Source organism: Cryobacterium shii, assembly GCF_004402595.1.
In the GTDB taxonomy this organism is placed as follows: Bacteria; Actinomycetota; Actinomycetes; order Actinomycetales; family Microbacteriaceae; genus Cryobacterium; species Cryobacterium shii.
Genome location: NZ_SOFY01000011.1, coordinates 48,283 through 59,974 on the forward strand (window position 1 = coordinate 48,283; position 11,692 = coordinate 59,974).

General features: G+C 70.1%; 12 protein-coding genes. 10 read left to right on the top strand and 2 right to left on the bottom strand.

Translation table 11 applies throughout. The features are described 5' to 3' along the window. The first annotated feature begins 136 nt into the window (after window positions 1-136). From idi to E3O49_RS01995, 8 genes are read left to right on the top strand one after another with little or no spacing between them, the layout of a single operon-like run. Window positions 137-646: an isopentenyl-diphosphate Delta-isomerase gene (gene idi, locus E3O49_RS01960; RefSeq protein WP_241978655.1), complete on the top strand. Its 510-nt coding sequence runs from the start codon at window positions 137-139 to the stop codon at window positions 644-646. Then, entirely contained in the window at window positions 639-1,682 is a 1,044-nt protein-coding gene (locus tag E3O49_RS01965; RefSeq protein ID WP_134367460.1) for a polyprenyl synthetase family protein, read from the top strand. The genes idi and E3O49_RS01965 overlap by 8 nt, the downstream gene beginning before the upstream one ends. Continuing rightward, the gene (locus E3O49_RS01970) at window positions 1,679-2,572 is read left to right on the top strand and encodes a phytoene/squalene synthase family protein (protein ID WP_134367462.1); all 894 of its coding nucleotides are present in this window, start codon (window positions 1,679-1,681) and stop codon (window positions 2,570-2,572) included. The genes E3O49_RS01965 and E3O49_RS01970 overlap by 4 nt, the downstream gene beginning before the upstream one ends. Beyond that, on the top strand, window positions 2,569-4,200 hold the full coding sequence (crtI, locus tag E3O49_RS01975) for a phytoene desaturase family protein (RefSeq protein WP_134367464.1): 1,632 nt from the start codon (window positions 2,569-2,571) through the stop codon (window positions 4,198-4,200). Before E3O49_RS01970 ends, crtI begins: the two co-directional genes overlap by 4 nt. Before the next feature lie 2 nt (window positions 4,201-4,202). After that, the gene (locus E3O49_RS01980; RefSeq protein WP_134367466.1) at window positions 4,203-4,562 is read left to right on the top strand and encodes a lycopene cyclase domain-containing protein; all 360 of its coding nucleotides are present in this window, start codon (window positions 4,203-4,205) and stop codon (window positions 4,560-4,562) included. Beyond that, a complete protein-coding gene (locus E3O49_RS01985; RefSeq protein ID WP_134367468.1) occupies window positions 4,559-4,879 on the top strand; it encodes a lycopene cyclase domain-containing protein in 321 nt (106 codons plus the stop codon). The genes E3O49_RS01980 and E3O49_RS01985 overlap by 4 nt, the downstream gene beginning before the upstream one ends. Next, on the top strand, window positions 4,872-5,774 hold the full coding sequence (locus tag E3O49_RS01990; RefSeq protein WP_134367470.1) for a prenyltransferase: 903 nt from the start codon (window positions 4,872-4,874) through the stop codon (window positions 5,772-5,774). The genes E3O49_RS01985 and E3O49_RS01990 overlap by 8 nt, the downstream gene beginning before the upstream one ends. 22 nt (window positions 5,775-5,796) lie before the next feature. After that, the gene (locus tag E3O49_RS01995; RefSeq protein ID WP_134367472.1) at window positions 5,797-6,201 is read left to right on the top strand and encodes an RNA-binding S4 domain-containing protein; all 405 of its coding nucleotides are present in this window, start codon (window positions 5,797-5,799) and stop codon (window positions 6,199-6,201) included. 19 nt (window positions 6,202-6,220) lie between these two features. Here E3O49_RS01995 and E3O49_RS02000 read toward each other — a convergent pair whose 3' ends face one another. Further along, the gene (locus tag E3O49_RS02000; protein WP_134450911.1) at window positions 6,221-7,693 is read right to left on the bottom strand and encodes a phytoene desaturase family protein; all 1,473 of its coding nucleotides are present in this window, start codon (window positions 7,691-7,693) and stop codon (window positions 6,221-6,223) included. Next, window positions 7,686-9,122: a lipase maturation factor family protein gene (locus tag E3O49_RS02005; protein WP_134367476.1), complete on the bottom strand. Its 1,437-nt coding sequence runs from the start codon at window positions 9,120-9,122 to the stop codon at window positions 7,686-7,688. The genes E3O49_RS02000 and E3O49_RS02005 overlap by 8 nt, the downstream gene beginning before the upstream one ends. Window positions 9,123-9,301: 179 nt before the next feature. Here E3O49_RS02005 and E3O49_RS02010 point away from each other — a divergent pair, with 179 nt between their 5' ends. Together E3O49_RS02010 and E3O49_RS02015 are read left to right on the top strand one after the other, a co-directional pair. After that, on the top strand, window positions 9,302-10,330 hold the full coding sequence (locus E3O49_RS02010) for a LacI family DNA-binding transcriptional regulator (RefSeq protein ID WP_241978667.1): 1,029 nt from the start codon (window positions 9,302-9,304) through the stop codon (window positions 10,328-10,330). A gap of 53 nt (window positions 10,331-10,383) precedes the next feature. After that, window positions 10,384-11,685 (top strand): sugar ABC transporter substrate-binding protein, encoded by a 1,302-nt coding sequence (locus E3O49_RS02015; protein ID WP_370261701.1) that lies wholly within the window; start codon window positions 10,384-10,386, stop codon window positions 11,683-11,685. Window positions 11,686-11,692 lie beyond the last annotated feature (7 nt).

Here is an 11,692-nt window from a genome sequence, read left to right on the forward strand (position 1 = left end):
TCCCCCGGATGACGCGTCCGCACGGTGCTGCGTGCTAGCCTCAGATTTAGCTAACAAAGTTAGACACTTTTTCCGGTATCTTTGCTGGAACGCCAGAAAGGGCAGCTATGCAGGGGTCGAAGTGCTAGAGGAACTCGTGGTTCTGCTGGATGAAGCGGGGCATGAAATCGGCACTGCCCCCAAGCTCATCGTGCACGACACGAACACGGCGTTGCACCTCGCGTTCTCCTGCCACGTGCTCAATCCGGCCGGCGACGTGCTCGTCACCCGGAGAGCCCTGGCCAAGAAGACCTGGCCGGGCGTCTGGACCAACTCCTTCTGCGGCCACCCTCTGCCCGACGAGCCGATGACGGAGGCCATCACGCGCCGTGCCCGCTTCGAACTCGGCCTCGAGGTCACGGACCTGGCCGTCACGCTGCCGGACTTCCGCTACCGGGCCGTCGACAGCAGCGGCATCGTCGAGAACGAGATCTGCCCGGTCTACCTGGCCCGCGCGGACGCCGACCCGGTTCCCAACCCCGACGAGGTGATGGAGTTCGCCTGGGTCGACCCTGCCACCCTCCAGCGTGCCGTGCGCGACGCCCCCTGGGCCTTCAGCCCCTGGCTCGGCCTGCAGCTGGCCGAACTGACGAGCTTCGATGCATGAAATCCAGACCGTCGGGGTGGAAACGGAACTGGGACGCTTCTTCGCGGCGGCACGCCTGCGGGCCAGTGACTACGGGGACCACTATGTCGCCCTCTGGGACTGCCTCGAGCGGGCCAGCACGGGCGGAAAACGGGTGCGCCCCGCCCTCGTGCTGGCCGCGTTCTCGGGCCTCGGCGGCACCGACCTCACCCTGGCAACCCCCGTCGCCGTGAGCTTCGAGCTGCTGCACACCGCATTCGTCATCCACGACGACGTGATCGACCGGGACCTGGCCCGACGCGGCGTGGCCAACATCGCCGGCACGTTCGCCGAGCGGGCGCACGCCCACGGAGCCGAAGACCAGGCGGATGCCTGGGCGGCGACCGCCGCCATCCTGGCCGGCGACCTGGCCCTCAGCGAAGCGCACCGCGCCCTCGCCCTGCTTCCGGTGGAGCTCGAACTGCGCGGGCGACTGCTCGACCTTCTCGACCGGGCCGTGTTCGTGTCCGCTGCCGGGGAGCTGGCGGACGTGACCAACACCGCCTCGAAGCATCCCCTGTCGGTGGACCGGGTGGTGTCGACGCTGGAGCAGAAGACGGCCGTGTACTCCTTCGAAGCACCCCTGCAGGCCGGCGCGGTCCTCGCCGGCGCCTCGGCCGAAGCGATCGACGCCCTCGGTGCGTTTGGCCGGCTGATCGGGGTGGCCTTCCAGCTCACCGACGACATCCTCGGCGTGTTCGGGGACCCGGCGGTGACCGGCAAGAGCGTGCTCACCGATCTGCGTGAAGGCAAGCAGACGGCCCTGATCGCCCATGCGGGCACCACACCGGCCTGGACCGGCATCGCCCCCTTCATCGGAAAGGCAGACCTCACCGAGGCGGAGGCCGAGGCCGTTCGTGCCAGCATCCGGGACTGCGGCGCCCTGCAGTCGGCGACCGAGCTCGCCGCGGACCACGCCGACCGCGCCGCCCGGGCGCTGGACACCCCCGCCATCCCGGCGGCGCTCCGGGCGCTGCTCACCACCCTGGCCGGCACCGCAGTGAATCGCAGCCGATGATCCGGGACACCCCCGCCGAGCACACCGGCATCGCCAAGTACAACGCCGCCGCCCGGGCCAGTTCGGCCACGGTTATCGGCCATTACTCCACCTCGTTCGGCCTCGCGGCCCGGCTCCTGGAGCCGCGCGTGCGCAGCCAGGTGCGCACCATCTACGCCCTCGTTAGGATCGCCGACGAAATCGTGGACGGCGCCGCTAGTCAGGCCGGGGTCAGCGTGGGCGGCCAGCGGGAGCTGCTGGACGGGCTCGAACGGGAGACCGGCCGGGCCATCGAGACGGGCTTCAGCACCAATCTGGTCGTGCACGCCTTCGCCGCGACCGCCCGGGAGGCCGGGATCGGGACGAGCCTGACCGCGCCCTTCTTCGCCTCGATGCGCCGCGACCTCGACCCGTCGCCGTTCGATGCCGCCGGCGTGGCGGAGTACATCTACGGTTCGGCCGAGGTGATCGGGCTGATGTGCCTGCGCTGTTTCGTTCAGGACACCCCGCGCACGGCCGCCGAGCTCGAGGTGCTCGAGACCGGCGCCCGCAGCCTCGGCGCCGCGTTCCAGAAGGTCAATTTCCTGCGCGACCTGGCCGCCGATCGGGACGCCCTCGGACGCAACTACTTCCCCGGCGTGAACCTGCTCACCCTGACCGAGACACAGAAGAACGAGCTCCTCGACGATATGGACGCCGACCTCGACGCAGCCGCACGCGTGCTGCCCATGCTTCCGGTGGGGAGCCGCCGCGCGGTCGCCGCCGCACACCGCCTCTTCGCCCGCCTGTCGGCGAAGCTGCGCGTCACCCCCGCGCGAGCACTGATGAGCGCCCGGGTACGGGTGCCGGATCCGGAGAAAATCATGATTGCACTCGCCGCATCGTTCGGCCCGGGAGCGTGGAAGCGATGAGCAGCACGGCTGGACACGCCGCTGGGCACACCGTCGTCATCGGCGGCGGCATCGCCGGGCTGGCCAGCGCCGCCCTGCTGGCCAGGGACGGCCACCGGGTCACCCTGCTCGAGGCGCACGCGACCCTCGGCGGCCGGGCCGGCTCCTGGGAGGTGGACGGGTTCCGATTCGAAACCGGTCCGTCGTGGTACCTGATGCCGGAGGTGTTCGACCACTTCTACCGTCTGTTCGGCACGTCCTCCGCCGAACAGCTCGACCTGACCCGGCTGGACCCCGGCTACCGCGTGTTCTTCGAGAACACCCGCGAGCCGGTGGACATCGCGGCCGAGCGGGCCGACAACATCGCCCTGTTCGAAAGCCTGGAACCCGGCGCGGGTGCCGCCCTCGACCGCTACCTCGTTTCCGCCAAAGAGACGTACGACATGGCCGTCAAGCGCTTCCTGTACACGAGCTTCGCGAGCTTCCGGCCGCTGCTGGTTCCGGATGTCCTCCGCCGGCTCGGTCGGCTGGCGCGCCTGCTCCTGCAGCCGCTGGACCGGTTCGCCGCCGGCTATGTGAAGGACAACCGGCTGCGCCAGATCCTCGGCTACCCGGCCGTGTTCCTCGGCTCCTCCCCGGACCAGACCCCCTCGATGTACCACCTGATGAGTCACCTCGACATGGCCGACGGCGTGCTCTATCCCCAGGGCGGGTTCACACGGCTGATCGACAGCATCGCCGACATCGCCCGCGCCCAGGGCGTGACCGTGATCACCGGGGCGAGAGTCACGGCCATCCGCACCACCCCGGGCGCCGGGACCGCCGTCGCCGGCGTCAGCTACCGCACGGAGGACGGCACCCTGGTCACCCTCGACGCCGACACCGTCGTCTCGGCCGCCGACCTGCACCACACCGAAACCGAGCTGCTCCCGGCCGCCTCCCGGACCTACCCGGAGAGCTGGTGGCGCAAAAAGGTCTCCGGACCCGGCGCCGTGCTGGTGATGCTCGGGATCAGGGGCGACCTTCCCGAGCTGAAGCACCACACCCTCTTCTTCACCGAGGACTGGGCCGAGAACTTCGGCCGCATTTTCGGCAAGACGACCAGCGTGCCCTCGCCGGCCTCCTTCTACGCGTGCATGCCCAGCGCCACCGACCCGGGCGTCGCCCCCGAGGGGCACACGAACATGTTCCTGCTGGTGCCGATCCCCGCCGACCCGGGCCTCGGCCACGGCGGGATCAACGGCGCCGGTTCGCCGACGATCGAGAAGATCGCGGACGACACCATCCGTCAGCTCAGCGAGTGGGCCGGCATCCCCGACCTGTTCGATCGGATCGTGGTGCGCCGCACCGTGGGCCCAAGCGACTTCGCCGACGACCTGAATTCCTGGCGCGGCGGGGCCCTTGGCCCGGCGCACACCCTGCGTCAGAGCGCGTTCCTGCGCGGCTCCAACGCCTCCGCGAAGGTCGAGGGCCTGTTCTACGCCGGCGGCACCACCATTCCGGGTATCGGGCTTCCGATGTGCCTGATCAGCGCTGAGATCCTGCTCAAACGCATCAACGCGGACACGTCCACCGGACCGCTGCCGGAGCCGCTGCCCGACAAACCGCTGCCGAACTCCGTGCGGCACGCCCGGCCGGAAGCCCGGTAGCGGTGCAGGTCGCCTACCTGCTGACCCTGCTGGCGAGCCTGGGCGCGATGGTGCTGCTCGACGCGCGCTTCCGGCTGTCCTTCTGGCAGAACCCGGTGCGGGCATCCGTGGTGCTCGGCGCGGGGGTGGCGTATTTCCTGCTCTGGGACCTTTTCGGGATCGGTCTGGGCATCTTCTATCGCGGCGAGACCGACCTGATGACGGGCCTGCAGCTGGCCCCGGAGCTGCCGGTGGAGGAACTCGTCTTCCTCACCTTCCTCTGCTACCTCACCCTGAACGCGGTGCAGGGCGCGCGCCTCCTCCTGGGGCGGCGGGGCGCCCGGCCGGCCCGCCCCGGCGTCGACGACGGGACACACGGATGACGTACCTGCTCCTGAACAGTGTCTTCCTCGTGCTCGCGGCGGCCGTGTACCTCGTGGCCGTTCGCCGCGGCGCGCTCTCCCGGCGCGGGATCGCCGCCACCCTGATAGCTCTGGCCGTCGTGATCGTGCTGACGGCCATTTTCGACAACATCATGATCGCGATCGGGCTGGTCGACTACGATCCGAACCGGATCTCCGGGCTGCGCATCGGTGTGGCCCCGATCGAAGACTTCGCCTATCCTGTGGGGGCAGCGCTCCTGCTGCCCGCGGTCTGGGCGCTGCTGGAAAGAAAACGAATGACTGAGACCGATGACTGAGACCCCCACCCCCACGCTGTGGAAGACCCGCCAGGTGTTGCTCTCGTCGCGGCCGCTGAGTTGGGTCAACACGGCCTACCCGTTCGCGGCCGCCTACATCGTGACCACGGGCCGGGTCGACGCCCTGCTCATCGTGGGAACGCTGTTCTTCCTGATTCCCTACAACCTGCTGATGTACGGCATCAACGACGTCTTCGACTACGAGTCCGACCTCCGCAACCCGCGCAAGGGCGGCGTCGAGGGCGCCATGCTCGACCCGGGCCTGCACCGGCTGGTGCTGGTCGCCGGGGTGGTGACCGCGGTTCCCGTGCTCGCGGCGATGCTCCTGCTGGCCGGCACGGGGCATCCGTTGTCCTGGCTCGTGCTCGCGATCAGCCTGTTCGCCGTCGCCGCCTATTCGGTGCCCGGCCTCCGGTTCAAGGAACGCCCGTTCATCGACTCGGCGACGTCGAGCACGCACTTCGTCAGCCCCGCGGTCTACGGCCTGGTCGTGGCCGGCGCCGTCTTCACGCCCGGGCTGGTGGCCCTGCTCCTCGCGTTCTTCCTCTGGGGCATGGCGAGCCACGCGTTCGGCGCGGTGCAGGACATCGTGCCGGACCGGGAAGGCGGGATCGCCTCGATCGCGACCGCACTCGGCGCGGCGCGCACCGTTCGCCTGGCGATCGCGTTCTGGGCCCTCGCCGGGCTGCTGATGCTCTTCACCGGCTGGCCCGGACTGCTCGGCGCGGTGCTCGCGCTGCCGTACATCGGTGCGGCCTGGCCGTTCCGCTCGGTCACGGACGAGCGCGCGGAGACCGCGAACGCGGGCTGGAAGCGGTTTCTCTGGCTCAACTTCCTGACCGGTTTCCTGGTCACGATGCTGCTCATCGCCTGGGTGATGCTCGGACCGTTCTAGCCGCCTGGCCTAGAGTCGAGGCATGGAACCTCTGGGCTCAGCCCGCGTCGACAGCTGGACCTGGGGCGTGCGGATGTTCAAGACCCGCTCCCAGGCCACCGCGGCCTGCCGGGCCGGTCACGTCAAGGTCAACGGCGAACGGGCCAAGTCGGCCCAGCCCGTGCGCGTGGGCGACGAGGTGCGGGTGCGCAGCAGCGGCTTCGACCGGGTGCTGGTGGTGGCGAAGATCGTCACCAAGCGCGTCGGCGCGCCGGTCGCGGCGGAGTGCTTCGTCGACATGACCCCGCCGCCCCCGCCCCGGGAGGAGGTGGCGCTGCTCCCGATGCGCGATCGCGGCGCCGGGCGCCCGACCAAGCGGGAACGCCGGGAGATCGACCGCCTCCGCGCACCCGAACAGCCGGCCCGGTACGAGACGGATGAGGACTGACCCCGAGCCGTGGCGCTGCTCAGGCGCGGGCGCTGTCGGGTGCCGTGCTGTCGGGCGCGAGCGACGGGAACGCGTCGAGGCCGAACTCGTGCCGCAGGACCAGGGTGGCCGCGTACCATCCGTTCATGCCGTGCACGGCGGGACCGGGCGGGGTCGACGCCGAGCAGAGGTAGAGGCCGGGGACCGGCGTCCGCCAGGGCCGGGATGACACCACCGGGCGTTTGACGAGCTGGCGGAGCGACACCACGCCGCCGAGGATGTCGCCGCCGACGAGGTTCGGGTCCTGCGCGGCCATCCCCCGGGCGGACCGGGCGGTGCTGGCCAGGATCGTGTCCCGGAATCCGGGCGCGAAGCGCTCGATCTGCAACACGATCGCCTCGGTCAGGTCCTCGTCCGAGCCGGGCGGCACGTGGGCGTAGGCCCACAGCACGTGGCAGCCCGCCGGCGCCCGCGTGGGATCGAGCACGCTGGGCTGGGTGACCAGCACGAACGGATGCTCCGCCGACCGCCCCCGGGCCACCTCGCGTTCGGCGCCGACCACCTCGGCCCGGGTGCCGCCGACGTGCACCGTGGGCGACCGGGCCACATCCGGATTCGTCCACGGGACCGGGCCGGAGAGGGCGAAGTCGACCTTCGCCACCCCGGCGCCGTAGCGGAAGCGCGCCAGTGCCCGGCGGTACCGATCGGGCAGGCGGGGGCCGGCGAACCGGGCGAGGAAGCCCGGCGACGTGTCGAGCAGGGTGACCCGGGCGGGCTCCAGGTCGGACGGGGAACGCACCTCGGTGTCCAGCCGCAGGCTGCCGCCGTGCGCGAGCAGATCGGCGACGAGCGCGTCGGCGATGGCCTGGGAACCGCCGACCGGGTACCCCCAGCCGCGGCCGTGGGCGTGCGCGGCGAGCAGCAGCCCCGCGCCCGCCGAGGCCGGGGACGGCTGCCGGCCGGGGGTGTGGGCGGCCACGCCGGCGAAGAGCGCCGCCGCCGCCTCTGTCCGGAACACGAGGCGCCGGGCCGCCGTGCCGAGCAGGAGCACCCGTGCGCCGAAGGCGGCCGCGGCCACGGGGTCGTCGGGCCAGCGGAGCAGCTGATTGCCGGTGAAGCCCACCACGCCGTCGAGGCGGTTCAGCAGGGGCTGGAACACCCGCGCCCAAGCACGCGAGTCCCGGCCCAGGGCGTCGGCCGTGCGGTCGAGGTTCAGCCAGGCGACCGCGGCCTGCCCGCCGTCCAGCGGATGCGCGTAGGAGATCTCGGGGACGATGAACGGCACCCGCCCGGTCAAGCCGAATTCCCGGAAGAACGGGGAGGCCAGGGCGGCGGGGTGCACGGCGGAGCCGACGTCGTGCCGGAATCCCGGCAGGGTCAGCTCCTGCGTGCGCAGGGCCCCGCCCGCCGCCCCGGACTGCTCGATCACCTGCACCGACAGGCCGGCCCGGGCCAGCACGACCGCGGCTGCGAGGCCGTTGGGTCCGGCACCGACCACGTTGACGTCAGGCACGGGTCCCTCCGGGAAGGGAGACGGGGGGCACGAGCATTCCGACCTCGGAGCGCACCCACCAGTCGCCGGTCGCGCGACGCTCGGCTGGGGTGGAGAACCGGTACAGGAAGACCCGGGCACGCACGTACCGGGGCGGGCCGGACGGGAAGGGGTTCGCGCGCAGCATCCGCAGTGTCGCCCGGTCCCCCTCGAGCAGCCGGGCCAGGAGCATCTCGAACCACCGGGTGTCGCGGGTTCCGAGCGCCAGGAACCACATCAGCCAGTCGAGCCGGAGGTGGTACGGCGCGAACTGGCGGGGCATCCGCGCCGGATCGCCCGGTTTGCCTCGGAACTCGTAGGCCAGCCACCCGGACTCGTCGCCGGGGTCGGCGGCGTCGCTGCCCTCCACGACCACCTCGAAGCGCTCCTTCGTGACCGTGCCGAAAGCGCCGTAGGCGTTCACCAGGTGGTAGCGGTTGAAACTCGCGTTCATCAGCTGGCGGCGGGCGAACAGGTTGCGCAGCGGCCACCAGCTCAGCACCAGCAGGAACCCGGTCGCGGCGAGCACCACGACGACGAACCAGAGCGGCGTCTCCCCCGCCGGCGCCGGCGGGGCCAGGCCGAGCACGAACCGGATGCTGGTGTCGTCGATCGCGGAGAAGGCGAGCACGATGGTGATCCAGTTGAGCCAGGCGAAGTTGCCGGTGAGCACGAGCCAGCCCTGGGTCAGGATCACGATCAGGCCGGCAACGGATGCGAGGGGCTGGGGCGCGAACAGGAAGAACGGCACGACGAGCTGGGCGAAGTGGTTGCCCAGGACCTCGCCGCGGTGGAACCACTTCGGCAGGTGGTGCACGAACCAGCTGACCGGGTTCGGCATCGGCTGGGTCTCGTGGTGGTAGTACAAAGCGGTCAGGTCGCGCCACTCCTGGCCGCCGCGGATCTTGATCAGGCCGGCGCCGAACTCCAGGCGGAACAGGAGCCAGCGGCAGAACAGGATCACGACCAGCGGAGGAGCCACGTCGTTGGAGCCGAGGAACGCCACCACGAAGCCGGCCTCCAGCAGCAGGCTCTCCCAGCCGAACGAGTAGAACGTCTGGCCCACGTTGACGATCGACAGGTAGGCGGCGAAGAGCAGGAGGAAGCACGCCATCGGCAGCCAGGGCGGTGCGAGTTGGGGCAGGCCGGCCACCAGGGCCGCCGCCAGACCGGCCCCCGACCACGCAAGCACGCGCAGCATCCGGTCGGAGTAGCGCCAGTGGAACAGGCTCGGGGACTGGCGGAATCGCACCTGCCGGGTGAACCGGGCCACCGGGAGCAGACCTCGGTCGCCCAGCAGCACGGGGAACTGGTTGATTGCCGAGACGAAGCCGATCAGATAGCACGCCGCAACGCCGCGCTGCAGTACCTGCCGCGCGACCTCATAGTCTCCCGCATCGAACCATTCCATGGTGCCCTCACGATAGGCCGCGGGAGACGGGCCTTCAATGGGGCGGGGACCCGGGACACGGAAACCGCCGCCCGGGGTGCGGGGCGGATCCGGGCCGGACCTTGACGAGGCGGACTAAACCGGTATAGCCTTCCTCTAAACCGGTTCAGTTGGATCGGCTGTCAATGAGGAGGCCACCCGTGAACCGCGAGAAAGTCACGATCGCCGTCGTCGCCAAGCAGGCCGGCGTCAGCAAGGGGCTCGTGTCCTTCGCCCTGAACGACCGCCCCGGCGTCGCGGCCGAGACCCGCGCCCGCATCCTGCAGGTTGCCACCGAACTCGGCTGGAAGCCCTCCCTCCGCGCCCGGTCGCTCTCCACCCAGCGCTCCTTCGCCCTGGGCTTCGTCATCGCCCGGAACCCCGATGTGCTCGCCTCCGACCCGTTCTTCACCTCCTTCATCGCGGGCGTCGAGAGCATCCTCACCGACCAGGGCCGCACCCTCGTGCTCAGCGTCGTGCCCGACGAGGCGAGGGAAGTGAAGACCTACCGCTCACTCGTCGCCGACGGCCGGGTCGACGGCGTCTTCCTCAGCGACCTGCGACACAACGACCCCCGCATTCCGCTCCTGTCCGAACTGGGCCTCCCGGCCGTCACGCTCGGCCGCCCAGACGGCGACAGCCCGTTTCCCGCCGTATCCGTGGACGACAGCCCGGGGATCACCGCCTCGGTGGCGCACCTGGTCACCCTCGGCCACCGCCGCATCGCGCACGTCGCGGGCAACTCGGCCCTGCTGCACGGCAGCAGGCGCCGGGAGGCTTTCGCCGCGGCGCTCCGGGACGCGGGACTGCCCGAGGGCCAGACCGTCGAAACGGACTTCTCCATGGCGGACGGCTCGGACGCCACCCGCCGGCTCCTCACCCAGGACCGGCCGCCGACCGCGATCGTCTTCGCCAACGACCCGATGGCCATCGCGGGCCTCGGAGTCGCCCACGAGCTCGGCATCCGGGTTCCCGAGGACCTGTCGATCACGGGCTACGATGACATCGATTTCTCCCGCTACGTGTACCCGCCGCTGACGACCGTCAGTGCCGCGCCCATGGTCTGGGGCCGGGCCGCGGCGACCACGCTGCTCGCCCTGATGGAGAACGGAACGGCCGACGACGTCGACCTCCCCGCCGCCCGGCTCGTGATCCGCGGCTCCACCGCACCACCACTCAATCCCTGGTAGCCCACATAGACCTCCCGCAGCAAGGCTGCTGCGGAGCAGAAATGGAGAACGAAATGCACAACAATCGAATGGCGAGGCGTCTGCTTACCGTCACGGCGGCTTCGGCCACCGCGATCCTGGCGCTCAGCGCCTGCGCGTCCGGTGGGGCATCCGGGGATGCCGCCACGAGTCGTGGACCGATCACCATCTGGTACTCGAACAACGAGTCCGAAATCGCCTGGGGCAAACAGATGGTGGAGGCCTGGAACACCAAGAACCCGGATGAAAAGGTGAAGGCACAGGAGATTCCGGCCGGCAAGAGCAGCGAGGAAGTCATCGGAGCCGCCATCACGGCCGGCAACGCCCCGTGCCTGGTCTTCAACACGGCGCCCGTCGCCGTGCCGCAATTCGAGAAGCAGGGTGGTCTCGTCAACCTGTCCAGCTTCAAGGACGGTACCGCGTACATCGAGAAGCGCACCGGCGACGCTGCCGCGCAGTACAAGAGCGCCGACGGCAAGTTCTACCAGATGCCGTGGAAATCCAACCCCGTCATGATCTTCTACAACAAGGACATGTTCGCCAAAGCCGGCCTCGACCCGGAGAACCCGAAGCTCGCCACCTACGACGAGTTCCTCGCCACCTCGCGCACCCTGGTCGAGAGCGGCGCAGCACCCAACGCCATCTACCCGGCGCCCACCAGCCAGTTCTTCCAGAGCTGGTTCGACTTCTACCCGCTGTACGCCGCCGAGACGGGTGGCACGCAGCTGATCGAAGACGGCAAGTCCACCTTCAACACCCCCGACGGCGCCAAGGTGGCGGAGTTCTGGAAGACCCTGTACGCCGAGGGTCTCGCCGGCAAGGAGCAGTACCAGGGCGACTCCTTCGCCGATGGCCAGGCGGCCATGTCCATCGTCGGCCCGTGGGCCGTGTCGGTGTACAAGGATGCCGTCAACTGGGGCGCGGTTCCCGTTCCCACCAGTGAGGGCACACCCGCTCAGGAGACCTTCACGTTCAGCGATGCGAAGAACGTGGGCATGTTCACGGCCTGCAAGAACCAGGCGACCGCCTGGGACGTGCTGAAATTCGCGACCAGCGAGGAACAGGACGGCCAGCTGCTCGACCTGACCGGCCAGATGCCGCTGCGCCAGGACCTGACCACGGTGTTCCCCGAGTACTTCGCGGCCAACCCGGCCTACGAGCAGTTCGGTGACCAGGCGTCCCGCACGGTCGAGGTGCCCAACGTCCCCAACTCCGTGGCCGCATGGCAGGCATTCCGTGACATGTACACCAAGACGGTCATCAGCGGCGAGGGTGAGATCCCCGCAGCCCTGGACGGCGCGGCAGCCAAGATCGACAAACTGATCGCCCAGCCGTAACCCGACA

Coding starts and splice junctions, on each gene's coding strand:
- E3O49_RS01985 (WP_134367468.1), top strand. CDS start 4,559: ATGACGTACCTGCTCCTGAACAGTGTCTTCCTCGTGCTCGCGGCGGCC.
- E3O49_RS01970 (WP_134367462.1), top strand. CDS start 1,679: ATGATCCGGGACACCCCCGCCGAGCACACCGGCATCGCCAAGTACAAC.
- E3O49_RS01990 (WP_134367470.1), top strand. CDS start 4,872: ATGACTGAGACCCCCACCCCCACGCTGTGGAAGACCCGCCAGGTGTTG.
- E3O49_RS02005 (WP_134367476.1), bottom strand. CDS start 9,122: ATGGAATGGTTCGATGCGGGAGACTATGAGGTCGCGCGGCAGGTACTG.
- E3O49_RS01965 (WP_134367460.1), top strand. CDS start 639: ATGCATGAAATCCAGACCGTCGGGGTGGAAACGGAACTGGGACGCTTC.
- crtI (WP_134367464.1), top strand. CDS start 2,569: ATGAGCAGCACGGCTGGACACGCCGCTGGGCACACCGTCGTCATCGGC.
- E3O49_RS01995 (WP_134367472.1), top strand. CDS start 5,797: ATGGAACCTCTGGGCTCAGCCCGCGTCGACAGCTGGACCTGGGGCGTG.
- E3O49_RS02015 (WP_370261701.1), top strand. CDS start 10,384: ATGCACAACAATCGAATGGCGAGGCGTCTGCTTACCGTCACGGCGGCT.